The sequence below is a fragment of the Bacillus cereus group sp. MYBK216-1 genome (assembly GCF_051916495.1).
Taxonomy (GTDB): Bacteria; Bacillota; Bacilli; order Bacillales; family Bacillaceae_G; genus Bacillus_A; species Bacillus_A thuringiensis_K.
On the sequence record NZ_JBQAGT010000002.1, the window covers coordinates 945,518 to 964,614 of the forward strand.

The following is a 19,097-nucleotide window of genomic DNA, read 5'->3' on the forward strand; positions in this document are numbered from 1 at the left end:
ATTTTTAAGGTAAGTAACGACGAGCACCAGCGTATTCTTCTATATATCCTGGTGTATTTAGCGGTATAATCTCTACCGATCTTTCAGCTCTTGGTGAGTGAATCATATTGCCATCACCAATATACATTGCGACGTGATGGACACTACCTTTCCCTTGATCATGTGCAAAGAAAATTAAATCTCCTTTTTGTAGATTTTCTTTATCAACTGCAACTCCTGCTCTTGATTGTGGTCCAGAATCTCGCGGAATTGTAATGCCGTGCGATTTATAGATCGTATGCGTGAAGCCAGAGCAATCAAATCCAAAACCACTTGTACCAGCCCATATATACGGTAAACCTAAAAACATTTTCCCTGTGTTTATTAAATCATCGGCCGCCGGGGTTGGAATATCATTTTGAGAACGGTAAACCGTTCCATCATTTTTTCGTAGCCAAGCTTTCTGACCATTTGGCAACAATACACGGTATGAAATTGTGTCTTCACTTAATAGCGGCAGTCTTGTATTATAACTGACTTCAAGTGATTTATGTTTTTCAGAAGGATTTATATATAAAATCGCTGTTGGCTTTGTTATTAACACAAAAGGGTCATTTGTTTTATCTGCAAATTCTTGATTATATGTTAATTGCTTTTCAGGCATCCAGCCCGGATAACCTTCTTCATTTCGTGGCGTTGGCTGTCCATGCACTAATACCTTCACCCATTCACCTTTCTTATCAATAACAGTTACTTCTTGACCGAGTAACGCTTGTGTTTCTAATTTATTTGCATTTGTTAACCATAGTTTCTCGTCAAGTGTCATTGATTTCGTCCATTTCCATAGATCCACTGGATTTGTTGCACTCGGTGTATCGATTGGCCTTAATGAATCAGGTACTGTCCATAACGTTGCAGCAGATACATCTATAAATGCTTTATTATCCTTCTTTTCTTCAGCATTTGCCGATGTAAACGATGAAAATATAAATAAAGTTGTTAAAAATGCAGTTCCTACTTTTTTCATATTTATCCCCCTTAAAAGATAGTTTACTAGTCTCTTCTCCTAAAACTTACTATTCACTGTCGATTGAAGGTTTATCTTTGATCCAGAATAAGTCATTCCTTCTGGCTCTTCCATTAACCAAAGCGGTGCATCAAGATCAAAATAATGAATATTAGGATGCGCTGCCGCTAAATGCGCAACAGCACTAACGGAAAGTGAAGACTCCATCATGCTGCCCACCATACACTTCACACCAGCTGTTTCTGCGATATCTGCAATACGCCATGCTTCACGTATGCCACCACATTTCATTAATTTAATATTAATGAAGTCTGCATATCTTCCTTGAACGAGCTTTAATGCGTCACTTGCTGAAAATATACTTTCATCGGCCATAATTGGCGTTTGCACACGATCTTTGACGTACTTTAACCCATCCCAATCTTTCGCGTGTACTGGTTGTTCAATAAATTCTATATTTAAATTACGATTTTCCATCTCTTGAATGATAGAGACCGCTTCTTTTGGACTCCAACCTTGATTCGCATCTAAACGTAATGTCGTATTTCTTGGTACCACATTTCGAATTGCCTCAATACGTTCCAAATCTAAATGCGCCTCTTTACCCACTTTAATCTTCAATGTTTGAAATCCTTTTTCTATATGTTTCTTCGCTTCTTTTGCCATTAATACAGGCTCATCTACACTCACTGTAATATCGGTATGAATTTCTTTCTTCCCGCCTAACAATGCATATAACGGCACATTTTGATATTGGCAATATACATCATATAAAGCGATATCTACCGCTGCTTTCGAACTTGAATTTCCAATACAACTCATTTGAATGCCCTGTAGTAACTGCTGAAACTGAATGATATTTTGACCAATTAAACATGAACGCATCGGTCCTAAAATCGCTTCTTCCATTCCGCTGGTGAAATCCCCCGTAATAACTGGCGTTGCGGCTGCAGCCCCCTTACCAATCACTCCTTCGTCTGTATGAATATAAACATCTATACTTTCAATTTCTGTTACAGTACGAAGTGCGGTTTTAAACGGTGTATGCAGTTTTACACGTCTACGATTTACTTTTACATCTGTAATTTTCATTTTGTTCATCCTTTCGTTCCCCAATGAAGTGAAATCTTAATCCACCGGAGATTTATACCCACGAATTATTAGGTAAACCCATTGGACATTTACTCTTCTATCACTCTACTTTGTTTTCGTTTACTTTTGATGTAGAACGATAATGTGAAATAAAAAAATCCAGCCATAAGAATGATTCTTACGGCTGGATTTTGTCTATGATTGAGTAGACAAAGCAGCAATCTGATTATATTTTTTCTGTGCATCTTTTAGCGCTACAAGTAACGCTTTTTGAGAAGAACCGAAATATCGGTTCTTTACTTCCATTACTAATGCCGGGTCATTTATATTTTTATGTAGAAATAAATATTTAACAAATTGAGATGTTAATGCAATTGTCGCTGAGCAGTCTGCATCTACAATTTCCCCTGTATCCTTAACAAGTACAAATGCTACGAAATAGCTTTTAAACTTTTCAGTAATGGGATTATTTTGAGGTGCTTTCGCATCCCCTACGATATAAATTGTATTTGAAGCGTACACAGCTATCTTCCTTTCGTATACGAGGATAACGGGTTTCTTAATAGTCGTATGAGCGAGGAACTCAACGTTGATTAAAAAATGTATCCACTTACCTTGTATTATAATATAATTGACAAAATTTTAACAACATTTATTTTAGTGCATATTCCATATCTATGAAAATAGCTTAAACTCTTCATTTTTACAATATGTGATTATTCCTTGTACCATTACATTCATACATAAAAAAACAGTTAGCGACGGCTAACTATTTTTTTCATTACTTGGGCATCACAAATATAGTTTCATTTGACTTAGAAAATTGATACTCTTTTCTCGCAAACTTCAAAATTTCTTCCTCATCGTCTGTTAAATTTTCTATGTTAGTCTTTAAAGAATCTTTATCTTTCTTTAAAGATACTAATTGTTCCTTTTGATCCGTAATCGTACCTTTCTTCTTATCAATTACTTCTTGTTGTTTCGTTAAAATATATTGAACGTACAGAGTAGTTGCTGCAATAAAAAGGACCATTAAAATAAGTCGCCTTAACTTCTTTTTATTTATCCTACGCTTGTCACTAGGTTGTGATAACTGCTCTGGTATATTAGGAACATTTACTCGTTTGAGTTTCCTCATTCAAATCCCCCTAACCCATATTTTTCACTACCATCGGCACGTTTTCTTACTAAACTAAATTCTATTCTTATAAAATAAACTCCTTCACAAAAATATCCCATAAATTAACCAATTAAAGATAGCATTCGACGACATTTCCATATTTACACCGATTTTTTTTATACATGCTGCTATAAAATAGTAGTTTCTGTAATTCTTTTTCTACTATTGTAGAAGAGTTTTTTCACACACAAAATTCCTTCCCTACATATCCATGTTATAACATGCTTACAAGGAGGGGAAATATGCATTACCGCACATTAGGTAACACTGGAATAACTGTTTCTGAAATAGGTTTTGGGGCATGGGCAATCGGTGGTGATGAATGGGGACCTGTTAACGATAAACAATCTATAACTGCTATAAAAAAAGCCATTGAGTGTGGTGTGAATTTTATTGATACTGCGGATGTGTATGGTTTAGGACATAGTGAAAAGTTGGTGGCTACCGCGATTAAAGGACATCGTAATGATATTATACTATCAACGAAAGGTGGTTTAATCGGACATCACTACGACCCTAATGGCGTTCCTGTATATGATACTCCTGAAAAAATCATCGCCGTATTTGAAACAAGTTTACAACGTCTTCAAACAGATTATATTGATCTTTATTTTTGTCATATTTGGTGGCATAATCGTAGAGAAACAGAAGCATTTCTACGTGCATTTGACATATTAAAACGTGATGGCAAAGTAAGAGCAGTCGGTGTTTCGACTCATGATTTACAATACATTCATCATTTCAATAACAACAACGAAATTGATATCGTACAACTTGATTACAATATATTAAATCGAAAACCAGAAAAAGATATATTACCATTCTTACAAGAGAAAAATCTAGGGGCTGTTATTCGTGGTCCATTAAAAATGGGCATTTTAACTGGAAAATTTACAAATAAAACAATTTTTCCAGATGGAGATTTACGCAAAGATTGGCCAAATGAAACTTGGTTTCAAGAAGACTTACAAACCGTAGAGAAACTTCGGTTGCTCTCAAATAAAAATCAGACCCTAGGGCAACTTGCACTTCGCTATGTACTCTCTCATCCGGCAGTAAGTGTTGTAATTCCTGGTGCGAAGTCAGGAACGCAAGCACAAGAAAATGCAAATGCATCTGTTCGCCCTATTTTGAGTGATGAAGAGCTTAACTATATTCATTCAATATAAAAAGCCCAATCCGGGCTTTTTAATTTGGCAAACTAATATCATACTCCATTCGCTTCGCTGTGTCCTCCGCAACATGCACACCTAACAAGTTTTTCACAATATGAAATGCCATATTAATTCCAGCTGAAATTCCGGCAGATGTTATAATATGTCCTTCATCTACAAACTTTACATTTTCTATAACTTCAACATTTTGAAACTCATTTTTAAACTTTTCAATACTAGCCCAATGTGTTGTTGCTTTTAACCCTTCCAGTAAACCTGCTTTCGCCAGTAATAACGCTCCTGTACAAACTGAAGTCATCAGCTTTACTTCTTTCATTTGTTGGCGAATCCATTTTATTACTATTTCATTTTTTATTTCATATTTTCTAGCACCTAGCCCACCCGGAATTATTAAAATATCCACTGGTGGTAAATTTTCAATACTATAATCTGGCTGTACCTTCAATCCATTCCTTGCTGTAATCATTTCTCCATTCTCGCTAACTGTATAAACAGTAAATGGTTTTTCTTCATTCACCTCAGTTACAGAAAAAACTTCAAATGGTCCTGCAAAATCTAACACTTCTACTTCATTAAATAAAAATATACCAACACTCCATTTATTCATCATAAGTTCACTTCCTGTTTCAAATGATGTAAAAGGTGATCATATCCTTTTTCTAATGCAATATCATACGCTGTTTTCCCATCATTTTTCTTTATCATCTTATTAGCTCCATTTTTAAGGAGTAGCATAATTATTTCTTCATTTCCTAATAATGCCGCTTCGTGAAGTCCTGTCCAGCCACCACTTTGCATAATATTTACATTTGATCCTTTTTCAATTAAGAAAGCAACAAGTTCACTTTGCTTGTTCGCGATTGCTGCTTGCAAAGGCGTATTTTCATTTTCGTTTTTCGCTCTACTATGTATATCTGCACCGCTTTCTAAAAGAAAACTCGCTATTTCTTTTTGTCCAAAATAAGCTGCTAAATGAAGTGGTGTCCAGCCATCTTCACTACATTCGTTAACAATACTTGGACTCGCCTTTATAAACTTCACTACTTTTCCCTTATGACCACTTATAACAGCTTGTGCTATTGATTGTAAATGCTCCATAATAATCTCCCATCCTTCAAACTATTTAAGCATCTCCTTCTACATGTTCTATTAATTATTATATTTTCCTTTTAAAACCTTAAGTTTACATAATAATATTATATATCCCTTTTTGTGCTTAATGCTGAATAGCAATAATGTTAAAAATACTGCCTTTAAACAATGAAGACCATGATTTCATTAGAGTTACTGAAAAAGCAAGCAAAAAACTATACTCATAGTTTTCATCATATTTGTTCAGTTGCATGAAATAAAACAGGTAATGTTTATTCTGCTATTTATGCTTTCAACATATCAAATAATATTATTCCAATAAAAAAACAATCCATTTTTAAAATGGATTGTTTTTTTATTTCTGTTTTATGCGGTTTATTTTATTTTTGTATTTTCAATGATGGAATAATTACATTTACAAAAATGAAACGCTACTATCTTAGCCCCTCTTATAGTAAGTTTTTCGTTTGAAAACAAAAATACAATTTCACCTTACAATTGAAAAAACATACGTAAAAGTTTCTAAAACAGCTGCCTTATCATACTAATCTATAGCAATTCTGTCTTCTTCCCTTACCTGTTTCCTTTAACACATACGATTTTAAAACTAGCGCCGTTAATGAATCTGTTAATGTTTTATATGATAAATTTGATAATGCCAATAGATCGTTTGTATATAACATTCTATGCTTCTCTAATAATAATAGTACTAATCGTTCAGACGGTTTTAATGCCTCGTCACTTTCTAGTATAAAGTCTATATTTTTCATTTCTCTAATTACTACTCCTTATAAAAAAAATACTTTAGGTGCTAATTTAATATAAAAATAATACATAACAAAACTATAGATATATTAAAATAGCACCATCTAAAAACACTATTATACTATAACATAGAAGTAGTGTTTCCCCAAATAGGAAATGCTTTTTTATATCGCTGTAAGATTCTTGCAAACGTACATAATATTTTGTACCATTACCCGCCAAGTTTTCTTCTAATTTCGCTGCTCATCCTGATGTATTTGTAATCAATGAAGTTCTTCTAAATTTATAAACAAATAAAAAACGGTTCGTCTATCATGCCCTAAACATGAATGACAACCGTTTTCCAGCTTCTTCTTAATTAACATGTTCTATCTTAAATATTTCTTGCAATATGCGGCTTACTGTAATGACTTGTTCCACCGCCACCAACTACTACTTTACCACCTTTTTCGAAAATTAATAATTTACTTGAACCATCTGCAAGAAGCACTATTACTTCAGCATTATTACTTGTTGCTACATAAATTACATAACCACTCTTTGATATACAAGTTTCCCAATTCGAATCAAATTCTGATCTTACTACACGATTTGAATACACTTGATTTTCAATTCTATCTTGTTCTACGTTTTCCAAATTGATTCCTCCCACTTCACTAAAATAGCATTTATAGGAAAATAACAGCCCTATATTAAATAGTAGCCGACTTTAACATAAATAGTATATGTAATTAGTAGGAGAATGCTTGGACAACGAAAACGAAATAGACTTCAAAAATTTCACAATTGAAACTTCTCTTTAATCATTTCCGCCACTTCTTTTGCACTCAAATACGTGTTATTAATTTTTATATACTCTTCTTTTTCAATTTCACCATGAAGAGAGTTTAATCTATGCTTTTTCATCGTTTCTTTCAAATTATTTTCAGACCACTCAATATCTCTTTTTTTCGGTTTATGTTCTAATCTATTCGGGCTTTTATTTCGTTCTAATCTTTCATCTAATTCCGCTTCCAGCTCTACAAAATACACTGTCCCACCTTTTGATTCAAAAATACTTTCTACATTATGTATATAATCCCAATCCGCTTGGAGGTCAAATGCCCATATATACGTAAAAATCATTCCAGATAAATCACTTTTAGATACTTCTTCAAATATTTCATTACGAAATAAACTTACTAGTCTTTTTGCTTCTTTCGTACTGTAATCAAAAATTGGACTTACTAAATCAATTGTCATGTGGTTATGAAAAAGTTTTAAACCGGTTAATGTTGCTAATTCTTGCCCCACTGTCATTTTTCCAACTGCTTGTGGGCCAAATATTAATATAAGTTTCATTTATTTCCCTCCAATCTTTCTCTATAAACCATTACATAAAATTAAAAATAAGGCAGCCGATTTTAAATCGATTGCCTTATTTTTTATTCATATTTTTAGTTCTATTCTTTTCGCATAGCTTCAAAAGTAATCATTTGATTTGCATTTGACGGTTCTTTTTCATAATCATATTCAGCAGAGCAAGTAATGTTAGAGAAACCTATACTTTCTAACAGAAGTTTAAACTCTTCTATTCCATACCAACGCAGTGCAAAGCGTTGTAGTTCTGTTTGTACTAACTGTCCTTTACTCCACTTTTCATATTTCAAATATGATACAGTAACTTGGTTCAGCCAATCTATTTCAATTGATTTATTTTCTAATGTGATTCCGTCTCCACTCGGCAAAGAGAAAGTCGATGTATGAATTTCCCCAGTCTTCCAGTCATGCGGAAGCATAATATCTACGATTAATCGTCCATCTGGATTAAGATGTTCATAAAAACATTTCAATGCATTTATAGAATCCACACGATTTTCAATTAAACAAAAAGATCCAGTAGGAATGATAATTGCGTCATATTTATACGGAAGTGAAAATTGTTGCAAGCTTCCTTCATATAAATTAGGATGTAAGCCTCTCTCTTTACAGCGCTTACGACAAGAATCTAGCATTTCAGGTGAATAATCTATCCCATCCACTTTAAAACCAGCCTCTAGAAGCGGAATGATGATACGCCCTGAACCTACTGCGGCTTCGAGGATTCTTCCTCTACAATCTTTTAAACGTTCTTTGTAATACTCAATATCACCATTTAAAGAATAACCGACTGGTTTTGTGTAATCATACAGTTCCGTACAAAGTGTACTATAAAAGCTAAACATTTATTTTCTCCTCCGTTTTTACGTACGGAAGATTTCAATTCAACTAATCTTCCTGTACCTCTAATTTTAATGAGATTTCGAAAGAGCTGACTGTCATAATATATCACTCACTTTCCATAGAATATAATGATATTGTATTACATAACCTTCCAATTTGAAATGTAAAAATTAAAAATTCAGACTACAAATTAAAGAGCTTACTTTAGTAGGCTCTTCAGAAAAAGTATTTATTTCACAATCGGCAATGTCACTTCACTTAATTTCACTGTAAGTTTCGTGCCAGCTTTCGGTCTAATTGTATAATCATAATCACTTGCAATTAAAACAACTCCGATTTGATGCCCCGCTTTAAATACATAATCATCTGGCTGCATGTCCCATGTAAATGTATAATCTTTGCCCGGTTGAATCGCTGTTGAATTTCCTATACTCTTTAAGTTTTGTGGATCCATCCAGCCTCTCGTTACGATTTCCGGCTTCGCTCCTCCATAGTCAACAAGTAATGCTGTTAAATTTGATACAGATCGATCAATATTTCCTGTAATTGAAATCTTTGGTGTACCACTTATACGCGTATCTTTTTGCAGTACAGGCATTGTATATACTAATCGATTTGCTACTTCTAATTCTGGATTTGCTACTAATTGGTTTGATTTCATTTGTGCATCATCTAAGAATGAGAAAACTTTATTAGCCGATCCCATACTTAATGGTAAATTGACTGATTTATTACTTAAATACATACGGATTTTTGAAGGTACAGCTGATGGATCTGGCCAATTTTTTATCTTTTGCCACGTTTTATTTTCTCTTTGCACATCAACCATTGGTTCATCCATAATTCCATTTTCAATTCCGTACAACCAATAATCTAACCATTTATTTTGTGTTTGCTGCCAGTTATTACTTGATGTCCCACCATGACCACCTTGGTGTAGCCACATTTTACGCGGAACACTATTTTCTCCAAGTGCTTCCCACCATTGCGCGAACTGTTTTGTTTTAACATTCCAATCGTTTAAACCATGAACAACAAATACACTCGCTTTTACATTTTTAGCATCTTTTACATAATTACGTTTATCCCAAAAATCATTATAATTACCTGTTTTTCGGTCTTGTCCAGCCGTTAACTCTTTTATAACTTGTCGGCAAACTTCAGGGTTTTCCCTTGTCAGTACTGTTTCTGCCATATTATCTGTATCTTCCCCTTGATATCCGCCTGGAGCAATGACTGCACCATTTGCACGATAATAATCATACCAACTACTAATTGCTGCGATTGGAATAATTGTTTTTAAACCTTCAACTCCAGTAGTCGCAACAGCATTTGGTAATGTACCATTATAGGAAACTCCAGTCATACCTACATTTCCTGTAGACCAATTTGCCTGAACTTCCTCACCCTGTTCTGTAAATGCTTTCGCGCGACCGTTTACCCAATCAATAACAGATTTTGTCCCGAGTATCTCTTGTTCATCTCCAGTTGTAGGGCATCCATCTGATTTTCCAGTACCAATACTTTCGCCTAGAATAACTGCATAACCTCTTGGCACGTAATAGTTCCCATACGAACCAAGATTAACCGCTCCATACGGTTTTCCTTCATACGCATACAATTCTTCATCTACATTATATACAGGAACATCTTTTAATCCAGATCGATATGGACTCATTTCATAAATAACAGGAACTTTCACATTCGGATCTGTCTTTGGACGCATAACTTTTATCGATACTCTGTCTTTCTTACCGTCTCGATCACTATCAACTTCTGTCTCTACATATAAATTTTCGATAATAGCTTCATCGAGAGAATAAATCGGTTTTGTCATCCCATTTTCTAATTCAATTTTCGTACTTTTAGTCTCTTCCTTCTTCTCTGCATGCACATCCATAGTAAAGCTAGGTATAATTGTTGCAGATAGCATTGCTGACAGTGTAATTGCCATTTTCTTTTTACTCAAAATGTTCCCTCCCCTTATTCGTTCTCTTTTACTATATAACAAAATAACTGAAAATTCAGTTTTATTTTATATAAAAGTTGAGAAACTCAAAGATTTCTTATTAAGTAAAATTTAATGCAGGTATGAAAGTATTTTCCCACTTCCTCCTTCTTTATAAAGTGAAACTTTAATCAGCCCTCACCAATTGGGCGTTTACGATCAGCAGGGCCACTTCTTTGCTTTCGCTGAATTTTGAGGTGAGGTCTTACTGCCCGGCAAATAGCGGGATAAATAGAGAAAAAGACAACCGATATTTCTATCGCTTGCCTTACATTCCATTTATTATTTTTCTAACTCTTTAAAGGTATCTTTCAAGTCTTTATCAGATACCTTTATATCTGCATTTTTAAGCAGTTCTCTAGTAACTTGTTGATGGAATTGAGGATCTTGTATACGTTGCTGTTCTAATTCTTTACGAATATTCTCTTTCTCTTCCTCATACGGTTTAAGCTCTTTTTTATCCGTTAGCTTAATAATATGATATCCGAAAGAAGATTTAACAGGTTCACTCAATTGACCAACTTCTAACTTATACGCAGCATCCTCAAATTCTTTCACCATCATACCAGGTCCAAATTCAGATAGTTCCCCACCTTTTTCTTTAGAACCTGGATCCTCTGAATATTGTTTAGCCAATGCCGCGAAATCTTCGCCACTATTTAATTTTTCTTTAATTTCTTTTGCTGTCTTTTCATCTTTTACTAAAATATGGCTAACTTGAAGCTTTGGCTTATAATGATCTTTAATATCTTTTTCCGTTACGGTTGCTTTAATAGCTTTTTCAAAAGCAAAAGTAAGCTTTAATTTCTCTTTCAACTGATCTTCATTTTTCACACCATTGGATTCCATATATGTATTAAAATTATCGCCCATCTTGTCTTTTAATTCTTTTAGTTGTTTCGTTACCTCTTCATCCGTAACTTTATATTTATCATTTAATACTTTTTCTACTACCATTTCAGATAAATTCTGTTTACCGTAGTTTTCTTTTAATTTTTTGTTAAAATCACTTTCTGAAATGCTTCCTGATTTTGTCGTTACAATATTATCTGATGAACCACATGCAGATAAAGATAACGTCATACCCATTAAAATGCTACCAATTACTAATTTCTTTCTTTTCAAATCTGAATACCTCACTTCATTAAATTCAAATATAACCATTTAAATATAACGTTTTCCTGTGAACTTCACGTGAATTTAATGAAAGTAGAACATTTGCTAATTCTCCATTTAATACATCAATTTTGAACATTATGGTGATTCATCCTGTATCGCTAATCTCTAAAGCTGCAAAAAGGACTAATATTTTCATTAGTCCTTTTTCACATTTATATAAAATTGAATTTCTCCATCTATAGAGGAAACTCCATATTCAAAACCATGCCTTTCTAAAATACTTTTCACTATCGCTAAACCTAATCCTGTACCTGATTTTTCTTTACTACGAGAAGATTCTAGTACATAAAAAGGCTCCCAAATTTTCTCGATATCCTTAATTTTATCCGTAGGAATGCCATTTTTTATTTGGAAATATATACTTTTATTTCTATCTTCTAATGTAATTATTATGTTTTGATTTGCTGTATATTTTATCGCATTAGAAATTAAATTTTGAAACACCATTCTCATTTTATTTAAATCTGCATAAACGATTGTATCGCCCGCATTACAATTTACTTGCAAGTTAATTTCTTTCGAATCCAGTTCAATCTGATGCTTATCTAATATACTCTGGACCAGTGGTTCAATGGGGAATTCTTCTTTTTGTAAAATATCTCTTTCTAGTTTAGAAAATCGTAATAGTTCTTCAATTAAGTTTGATATTTGATCTGTTTGTTTAATAATTGTATCTACATAAGTCCCATCATCTAATCCATCTTTAATCCCCATAGAGTATGCTTTTACTAATGCGATCGGTGTCTTTAATTCATGCGTTACATCACCCATAAATCGTTTTAAATGTTCATTACGATCAGTTAAATCTTGATGTGCTTCATGTAGTTTTTCGCTCATGATATTAATACTATTGGCCAACTCTCCTATTTCATCATTCGTTTTCACTTTCGTTCTTTTAAACTGTAAATGTGAAATATCCTGAGCTACATCACTTAGCTCTTTCAGTGGCGTCGTTATTATTTTTGAAAGTATCCACACAAGTAAAATAATAAGAAGCAGCGAGAAACATACGATGTATAAGTAAAATGTATTTAACGTATTTATAATTTCATTTGAATTCGCAATGGAAGTACCAATTAAAATTATCGTATCATCTTTCGCAATATATTTAGCAAAAAAACTCGCTTTTACCTTTCCTTGATCGTACAGTTTATTCGATTGCCCTTCCGTTTTCACTTTCATGACTTCGTCTTTCGTAATCCAAAGCTTATTTAACGTTACTTTCTTTTTCGTAAGTTGCATGCGTAACGCGTCGTTCATAGCATCTTCTGACTGATTAATTGGCGTATACGCAATTGTAACGTTATTTTCACTTTCAATTATATGGATAACATCTTCTAAGTCATTGACTGGCGCATTTTGTATTTGAGTTGTAAATTCATTTAAGTTCTCACGTGTTTTATAAATATTATATTTCGGCAGGAGATAGTTAATTAACAATAAAGAAATTGTAAATATAAGAATAACGGTTAAAGAAATGCTGAGAAATAGCTTTTTCCCAAGTTTATTCACTTTGTTCCTCCAAACTATAACCCAGCCCACGATGCGTCTTAATAATATTTTCTCCAATTTTTTTACGCAGCCTTCTTACATGTGTATCAACCGTTCTCTCTTCTCCAAAATAGTCAAATCCCCATACAATGTCTAACAATTTTTTACGAGTTAAAATAGTTCCTTTATGATTTAAAAAGCATTTTATTAATTCGAGCTCTGTTTTTGTAATTTCTAACTCTATATCATTTTTATATACTTTATTTTTGGCGAAATTTATCTTTACATCTTGTACTTGAATAATATCATCATGCTGAATAAGTTTTTTCGCTCGTGTAATTAGTACTCCTGGATGAAATGGTTTTTTTACGTACTCATCTGCCCCACTTTGAAGCGCTGCTAATTCATCTTCACTTTCACTTTTCGCCGTAAGCATTAATACTTTTACGCTTGAATTCTTTTTTATTTCCTGACAGACAGTAATACCACTATGTTTCGGCATCATCCAATCCAAAATAGCTAAATCAATTTTTTCATCATAAAATATTTGAAGTGCTTCCTCTCCGTCTTTCGCTAATAATACTTCAAAGCCTTCTTTTTCAAAATAAGCTTTTAAAATCCTTAACATATCTTGTTCGTCATCTGCAATTAAAACTTTCATATTTTTTCCTCCATTGCTTTTAAACAAAAACCAATTGTATCATACAACATCTTTGTTACATGAATGTGACAGAAAAATATTTAAAGCTTTTGAGGGGATAGTAATGGTGAGGTGTTGTACTATGATAAAAAAAATCGGGGTCATTTCTCTTCTTCTATTTCTATTATCAACAAATGCGTTCGCAAATACAAATCAACAAATTGAAGTATTTGATTGTCAAAAAGAAATGGTCATTCAAAAACAATCTTTAGATCCAGTAATCCAAAAAGAAGCAGTTCAATACGCTAAATCAATTACTGGTCCATTTAAAAACTTAAATGTCGTTCCAAAAGATGGCTATATGATAAAAATCCCTTTATCTAAGCCGGTTTCTATTACTAATCAATGGTTACACACTACAATAGACGAAGTACTTATACTACTCCCACTAAAAGATAAGCCTTATATTATGCTTTATGATGATGAAAATAATCCGCATTTTTATTATGTAAAAGGTAAACCAGGATTATTATTGAAACAAATGAAGGTTAAAACGTAATTGACTGAAAAGGAGTCACCTTATAAGCTAAATTTTAAAAGCTAAGGTGCTCTTTTTTATAATAACAATTTGGTAAATGAAATTATAAAAGTTGTTTCTAATATAAGGGTAGCACCTTCATATATATCAGCGATTTTTTAAGATATATCGATTTATCAACGAAAATACCTTTCCGTAGCTATTCTTTGGATAGCAAACTCTATAATAGTTTGTAGTGACTCGATCCCTTATATAATCCCCCTTTTACAAATCCATTTGAAGTATAAAACACATCCCCTTGCTTCGTGTCAGCATGTAAAACAATCACTTCAAAATACTTTTCCGCATGACATAATAGTTGATTTAATAATAAATTCCCTAACCCTATACGCCGATAATCCCTTGAAATATAAAATCTCCTTAACCGCACAATCTTATTGTCTTTTGTGTACGGATCCTCATTTAAACCTCCAACTCCAATTAACATATCACCTTGGAAAACACCATATAAACATTCTCCAGTTTTATTGAATACATTTATTTTGTTTTTATATTCATTTATTAGTCTTATAAGGAAATTAAAACCTTCTTCTTCACTGTCTTGAACGAGATGACTGAATTCATACTCCATTAAATTTTCTATTTTTTGAATATGTATATCTTTCAAGTCCAATCCCATACTACATGCAAACACGTTTATTTCTTTCCAATGATCTTTTGCGTAGTTCATAATTATAGATAACTCATTAACACAAAACTGTACTTTGCAAGGAGTGTTATCATTTTTTCTCTCTCCATGCTCAGGTTAGTCCCCTTTATTAATTAATCCCTTTAATCCTCTCAGACATAACCGATAATAAAAATTTCGGAAGTACAAGTTGTCGCTTTAATCTTTTCGGCTGTGAGAGTAACCTATACAGCCATTCAGTTCCAGTATCCCTCATTATTTTTGGTGCTCTTTTTACAGTACCAGATATTATATCAATCATGCCTCCGATACCAATAGATAGCGGGACGTTTAATGTTTGTATGTTTTCATAGATGAACTCTTCTTGTTTTGGTGAACCTAGTCCTACGAGTAGTAAATGTGGCTTGAACTGCTTAATTTTCATTTTTATTTCTTCTATTTCTTCACCATTTACAAATCCATGCTGTCCTTTAAAATGTGCTCCTGGAAACTGCTCATTTAATTTTTTTAATGCCTTTTTATTACTTTCTGGCGCAGCTCCAAACAGAAAGACACGATATTCATTGTCGTTACAATATTTTATTAAATCGTGAGTTAAATCCGCCCCAGTAACACGTTCTTTCAAAGTTCCTTTTAATATTTTCGAGCCAATTATGATACCAATCCCATCTGCTGTTATTAAATCCGCAGATAGTAACATCTTTTTAAACTGTTTTGATTTTTCCGTATTTTCCTTTGCAGACATAACAATTTCAGGATTGGCAGTTACTACAAACCTTGGTTTCTCTTGTTGTTCATGTAGCCAACCTTTTAATAAACTTATAGCTTTTGCATATTCTAAAGTTGAAAAAGGTATACCTTTTATAAACTGCTGATCCACTATACTCTCTCCTTACATAAACTGCAAATATTCATCAATGTCTTTAGAAATTTGAATAAAAGCTTTATTCCAAAATTCATAATTTCTTATATCTATTTCAAAATGTTTTTTCATAAGCTCATCTACTGGAGCCTTTCCTGTTTCTCGTAAAAACTCTTTATATTTCGAATGAAAAGTACTTTTACCTTCTTGAACTATTTCTAATAAACTAAAACTTACTAAATATCCAAATGTGTATGGATAATTGTAAAAAGGAACATCTGCTATATAAAATTGAATATATTTCATCCATACAAACGGCTGGTATTCACTTAAAGCATTTCCATATGCTTCTTTTTGTGCAATTATAGATAATTTCTCAATTTCATCAGCACTTAAAGGACCCTCTTTACATTTTTCATAAAATGTTTTTTCAAACTGATACGATGCTCGTATTGCCATTACATAATTAAAACTATTTCTTATTTTCCAGCTAAGTAATGACTTTTTCATATCTTTACTATCCGTTGTTTCAATTAGATAATTTAAGAGTACCGTTTCAAAGAAAATAGATGCTGATTCAGCCGTACTCATTGGCAAATTATCATCTAAAAAAGATATAGATTGTTCGAAACTCATATTATAAAAATGCCAAGCGTGTCCTAATTCATGAGCGAGCACTCTTACACTATCTATACTCCCATCATAGCGCATTGAAATTCGTGATTCTTTCTCACTGAAAAATGGAGCACAAAACCCACCTGGTGGTTTATTCTCTCTCGGTTCAGCATCTACCCATCCACTTTCTATCGCATTACGTGCAAATTCTGCTAATTCTTCATCAATATTCTTACATGCATCATAAACGTTTTGTACTGCTACTGAAAAAGGAATTATAACCTCATTACTTTCCTTTACTGTCATAAGTTCATGCCATGTAATTGACTCTTTTCCCTTCTTATACACGTTTAAAGCACTTACTAATTTATCAAGGTTTTCTTCTGTCGCATTCCACATTTGGAATAATACAGCTTCTGAAATGCCATTCGCATGAAAAGATTGTGTTAAAATCTCTCTATCTTCTATTTCATTACTCTTTGCATTACGCAATCTCCCTATTTGATTTAATACAGTAGCAAAGATTTCTTTTTCCTTATGTAAAGTACTTGTAAGTAACTCGAATACTTCTAATCTTTCCTTTTCATTATCACTATTCATTGCAATAGTATTTGCTTGTCCAAAGGATAATTGTTTATTATTGTGCTCTATTTCGATCCTATCCCGTAATTGTATGTACATATTTTCCCACGCACTAAGTTCATTTTTTATAAACTTAGTATTATCTGAAGTTCCCACTTCATTATGTTTTATTACTTGCTGTAATTCATTTTTTAGTTCCTTCACTTTCACGGTCAATTTAGTAAGATCAGGTGGTACACTTTCTTCAACTGATCTACAGTACAAATAGTATTCTGCTTTTTCAATAGCTTGTATAAGCTTTGAAAGAACCTCTACATCTTTTGTTACAAAATATTGCTCTTTCAACTCCAAAATTGGAAATAGAATATCCTCATTCAAATACAAGCGATTTAAATCCCATCTAGCAATTTCATGCATTTTTATAGCCGCCTCCTATTTTTACAAATAGTTACAGATATTTCTTCCTACACAATTATATATGAAATGGCAAAATTTTGTTATCTTCAAATATTTAAATTCCTATAAATACATTCTTATTTATACTCTTTTCTTCTACCATTAAGTATCATTCCACATATAAAAAATACTCCCTCTACAAGAGAGCAATTGATATAGGAAAACTTCAAAGATTTTATCTTTACCAATACCATATCGACCGGTAATCACAGATTAAAGAAAAAAGGACTGATCAAATGATCAATCCTTTACTCTACTTCATTTAAGAAAAATAACGTTATAACGCCAGGTCCTGTATGTGCACCGATTGCTGCACCAATTGTATTTACGATAAATACTTCACAGCCGAATCTTTCCGTAATTAATGATTTTAATGCTTCAGCTGTTTCTATGTCATCACCATGAGTTATACCGATTGTTTGACCTTTAAGGTCTTTACCACGCTCTTCCATAATATCAACAATTCGGCTTAATACTTTCTTTTTCCCTCTTACCTTTTCAAGTGGTACAAGTTTTCCTTCTTCCACGTTTAAGATAGGCTTAATGTTTAGTAAACCACCGATAAAACCAGCTACTTTACTTAAACGTCCACCTCTAACAAGGTACTGTAAGTCAGCTACAGTGAAGATGTGCTCCATATGGTTCATTAGAAAAGCGACACGGTTTAAAATATCTTCTTTTGATGCGCCGTCTTTTGCCATTTTAGCAGCTTCTAAAACGACAAGACCTTGACCAAGCGAAGCACATTTCGTATCAATAATTTCTAAATCTAAATCTGCATATGTTTCTTTTACTTCCTCTTTAATGACAACTGATGATTGATATGTACCAGACAGTTCAGATGAAAAAGCTAAATATATACAAGGATTACCTTCTTTTGCATAAGAAACAAATTTTTCTTGGAAAGTTTCAAGTGAAGGCAATGACGTTCTATAAACAGCGCCTTCTCTCATTTTTTGCAATAATGTAACTGACTCTAATGTTACTCCATCTAAATACTCTGTTTCTGCTTCATCATATACACGGAGTGGAATTAAATCAATATCATATGCTTGCAGCAATTCTACTGGTAAATCCGCCGCACTATCCGTAATGATTTTAACACTCATTTTTAAACCTCTATTCTGTTATAAATATAAAATAATAAAATAAAAATAGTACTTTTAAATTATATACGTAAAACTTAAATGAAGAAAGGAAAACACTTTATATTGTATGCACTATTCTTCAAAACTTGAACTATTAATGAAAATGGTTCTATTTTAAACACCTTTTTCTTATCATTTTTCAATAACACGAATAATTTTATAAGTATTTTGTATCATCATATTTTAATTCTTTATCTTAATATAATCTTTTCAAATTTATACTGTTTAAAATTTATACTGTTTAAAATTTAAAAGCCACATCCAATATGAAGTGCACCCCAATTGTTAGACACAGTCTAACAATTGGAGGTGCATTTTTTATGGCTAAATTTTCTTCAAAAGAAAAAATCCAAGCGGTGAAACGATATTTAGATGGTA

Annotated in this window: 20 protein-coding genes; 2 read left to right on the plus strand and 18 right to left on the minus strand. The window is 32.7% G+C overall.

Features of this window, described 5'->3' with window-relative positions; translation table 11 throughout:
* Positions 1-4 precede the first annotated feature (4 nt).
* The 4 genes from ACTFRH_RS10350 to ACTFRH_RS10365 form a co-directional block, all read right to left on the minus strand.
* Positions 5-1,006 (minus strand): C40 family peptidase, encoded by a 1,002-nt coding sequence (locus ACTFRH_RS10350; RefSeq protein ID WP_000755428.1) that lies wholly within the window; start codon positions 1,004-1,006, stop codon positions 5-7.
* 39 nt (positions 1,007-1,045) lie between these two features.
* Positions 1,046-2,107, minus strand: coding sequence for a dipeptide epimerase (locus ACTFRH_RS10355; protein ID WP_001038461.1), 1,062 nt, complete (start codon positions 2,105-2,107; stop codon positions 1,046-1,048).
* A gap of 186 nt (positions 2,108-2,293) precedes the next feature.
* Positions 2,294-2,620 carry a DUF3870 domain-containing protein gene (locus tag ACTFRH_RS10360; protein ID WP_000271314.1) on the minus strand — a complete coding sequence of 109 codons (327 nt, stop codon included), beginning with the start codon at positions 2,618-2,620 and terminating at the stop codon, positions 2,294-2,296.
* Positions 2,621-2,879: 259 nt separating this feature from the next.
* Positions 2,880-3,236, minus strand: coding sequence for an FtsB family cell division protein (locus ACTFRH_RS10365; RefSeq protein ID WP_001228728.1), 357 nt, complete (start codon positions 3,234-3,236; stop codon positions 2,880-2,882).
* Positions 3,237-3,520: 284 nt separating this feature from the next.
* On the opposite strand from ACTFRH_RS10365, the gene ACTFRH_RS10370 reads away from it, so the two are divergent.
* On the plus strand, positions 3,521-4,447 hold the full coding sequence (locus ACTFRH_RS10370; RefSeq protein WP_000559371.1) for an aldo/keto reductase: 927 nt from the start codon (positions 3,521-3,523) through the stop codon (positions 4,445-4,447).
* Between the two features lie 19 nt (positions 4,448-4,466).
* Here the strand turns inward: ACTFRH_RS10370 and ACTFRH_RS10375 are convergent, their stop codons facing one another.
* The 10 genes from ACTFRH_RS10375 to ACTFRH_RS10420 form a co-directional block, all read right to left on the minus strand.
* The gene (locus ACTFRH_RS10375; RefSeq protein WP_000981426.1) at positions 4,467-5,063 is read right to left on the minus strand and encodes a DJ-1/PfpI family protein; all 597 of its coding nucleotides are present in this window, start codon (positions 5,061-5,063) and stop codon (positions 4,467-4,469) included.
* Positions 5,060-5,551 (minus strand): ankyrin repeat domain-containing protein, encoded by a 492-nt coding sequence (locus ACTFRH_RS10380; protein WP_000400677.1) that lies wholly within the window; start codon positions 5,549-5,551, stop codon positions 5,060-5,062. The genes ACTFRH_RS10375 and ACTFRH_RS10380 overlap by 4 nt, the downstream gene beginning before the upstream one ends.
* Positions 5,552-6,084: 533 nt before the next feature.
* The gene (locus ACTFRH_RS10385; protein ID WP_000789031.1) at positions 6,085-6,315 is read right to left on the minus strand and encodes a hypothetical protein; all 231 of its coding nucleotides are present in this window, start codon (positions 6,313-6,315) and stop codon (positions 6,085-6,087) included.
* A 368-nt stretch (positions 6,316-6,683) separates the two neighbouring features.
* Positions 6,684-6,947: a hypothetical protein gene (locus tag ACTFRH_RS10390; RefSeq protein WP_000432429.1), complete on the minus strand. Its 264-nt coding sequence runs from the start codon at positions 6,945-6,947 to the stop codon at positions 6,684-6,686.
* Positions 6,948-7,090: 143 nt separating this feature from the next.
* Positions 7,091-7,651, minus strand: coding sequence for an AAA family ATPase (locus ACTFRH_RS10395; RefSeq protein ID WP_000767063.1), 561 nt, complete (start codon positions 7,649-7,651; stop codon positions 7,091-7,093).
* A 101-nt stretch (positions 7,652-7,752) separates the two neighbouring features.
* Positions 7,753-8,514: a class I SAM-dependent methyltransferase gene (locus tag ACTFRH_RS10400; RefSeq protein ID WP_000490903.1), complete on the minus strand. Its 762-nt coding sequence runs from the start codon at positions 8,512-8,514 to the stop codon at positions 7,753-7,755.
* Positions 8,515-8,741: 227 nt separating this feature from the next.
* The gene (locus ACTFRH_RS10405) at positions 8,742-10,481 is read right to left on the minus strand and encodes a Xaa-Pro dipeptidyl-peptidase (RefSeq protein WP_000038308.1); all 1,740 of its coding nucleotides are present in this window, start codon (positions 10,479-10,481) and stop codon (positions 8,742-8,744) included.
* Positions 10,482-10,802: 321 nt separating this feature from the next.
* Positions 10,803-11,645, minus strand: a complete 843-nt coding sequence (locus ACTFRH_RS10410) for a peptidylprolyl isomerase PrsA (RefSeq protein ID WP_002103226.1) — start codon at positions 11,643-11,645, stop codon at positions 10,803-10,805.
* A gap of 189 nt (positions 11,646-11,834) precedes the next feature.
* Entirely contained in the window at positions 11,835-13,211 is a 1,377-nt protein-coding gene (locus ACTFRH_RS10415; protein ID WP_001037265.1) for a sensor histidine kinase, read from the minus strand.
* A complete protein-coding gene (locus ACTFRH_RS10420) occupies positions 13,204-13,851 on the minus strand; it encodes a response regulator transcription factor (protein WP_000865979.1) in 648 nt (215 codons plus the stop codon). Before ACTFRH_RS10420 ends, ACTFRH_RS10415 begins: the two co-directional genes overlap by 8 nt.
* Positions 13,852-13,972: 121 nt before the next feature.
* On the opposite strand from ACTFRH_RS10420, the gene ACTFRH_RS10425 reads away from it, so the two are divergent.
* Positions 13,973-14,389 (plus strand): hypothetical protein, encoded by a 417-nt coding sequence (locus tag ACTFRH_RS10425; RefSeq protein ID WP_000591768.1) that lies wholly within the window; start codon positions 13,973-13,975, stop codon positions 14,387-14,389.
* A gap of 199 nt (positions 14,390-14,588) precedes the next feature.
* Here the strand turns inward: ACTFRH_RS10425 and ACTFRH_RS10430 are convergent, their stop codons facing one another.
* From ACTFRH_RS10430 to ACTFRH_RS10445, 4 genes are all read right to left on the minus strand, one after another.
* Positions 14,589-15,047, minus strand: a complete 459-nt coding sequence (locus ACTFRH_RS10430; protein ID WP_420042254.1) for a GNAT family N-acetyltransferase — start codon at positions 15,045-15,047, stop codon at positions 14,589-14,591.
* Positions 15,048-15,186: 139 nt separating this feature from the next.
* Complete coding sequence (locus tag ACTFRH_RS10435) at positions 15,187-15,936, minus strand: WecB/TagA/CpsF family glycosyltransferase (RefSeq protein ID WP_000372658.1); 750 nt, start codon at positions 15,934-15,936, stop codon at positions 15,187-15,189.
* A gap of 12 nt (positions 15,937-15,948) precedes the next feature.
* Positions 15,949-17,532: a M3 family metallopeptidase gene (locus ACTFRH_RS10440; RefSeq protein ID WP_000544336.1), complete on the minus strand. Its 1,584-nt coding sequence runs from the start codon at positions 17,530-17,532 to the stop codon at positions 15,949-15,951.
* A gap of 287 nt (positions 17,533-17,819) precedes the next feature.
* Positions 17,820-18,680 (minus strand): DegV family protein, encoded by an 861-nt coding sequence (locus tag ACTFRH_RS10445; protein ID WP_000111644.1) that lies wholly within the window; start codon positions 18,678-18,680, stop codon positions 17,820-17,822.
* Between the last annotated feature and the right edge of the window lie 417 nt (positions 18,681-19,097).

Bases quoted from the DNA above. Each gene is read 5' to 3' on its own strand.
- ACTFRH_RS10430 (WP_420042254.1), bottom strand. From the start codon at position 15,047: ATGGGATTGGACTTGAAAGATATACATATTCAAAAAATAGAAAATTTA.
- ACTFRH_RS10420 (WP_000865979.1), bottom strand. From the start codon at position 13,851: ATGAAAGTTTTAATTGCAGATGACGAACAAGATATGTTAAGGATTTTA.
- ACTFRH_RS10440 (WP_000544336.1), bottom strand. From the start codon at position 17,532: ATGCATGAAATTGCTAGATGGGATTTAAATCGCTTGTATTTGAATGAG.
- ACTFRH_RS10385 (WP_000789031.1), bottom strand. From the start codon at position 6,315: ATGAAAAATATAGACTTTATACTAGAAAGTGACGAGGCATTAAAACCG.
- ACTFRH_RS10400 (WP_000490903.1), bottom strand. From the start codon at position 8,514: ATGTTTAGCTTTTATAGTACACTTTGTACGGAACTGTATGATTACACA.
- ACTFRH_RS10445 (WP_000111644.1), bottom strand. From the start codon at position 18,680: ATGAGTGTTAAAATCATTACGGATAGTGCGGCGGATTTACCAGTAGAA.
- ACTFRH_RS10370 (WP_000559371.1), top strand. From the start codon at position 3,521: ATGCATTACCGCACATTAGGTAACACTGGAATAACTGTTTCTGAAATA.
- ACTFRH_RS10350 (WP_000755428.1), bottom strand. From the start codon at position 1,006: ATGAAAAAAGTAGGAACTGCATTTTTAACAACTTTATTTATATTTTCA.
- ACTFRH_RS10365 (WP_001228728.1), bottom strand. From the start codon at position 3,236: ATGAGGAAACTCAAACGAGTAAATGTTCCTAATATACCAGAGCAGTTA.
- ACTFRH_RS10380 (WP_000400677.1), bottom strand. From the start codon at position 5,551: ATGGAGCATTTACAATCAATAGCACAAGCTGTTATAAGTGGTCATAAG.
- ACTFRH_RS10355 (WP_001038461.1), bottom strand. From the start codon at position 2,107: ATGAACAAAATGAAAATTACAGATGTAAAAGTAAATCGTAGACGTGTA.
- ACTFRH_RS10425 (WP_000591768.1), top strand. From the start codon at position 13,973: ATGATAAAAAAAATCGGGGTCATTTCTCTTCTTCTATTTCTATTATCA.
- ACTFRH_RS10375 (WP_000981426.1), bottom strand. From the start codon at position 5,063: ATGATGAATAAATGGAGTGTTGGTATATTTTTATTTAATGAAGTAGAA.
- ACTFRH_RS10395 (WP_000767063.1), bottom strand. From the start codon at position 7,651: ATGAAACTTATATTAATATTTGGCCCACAAGCAGTTGGAAAAATGACA.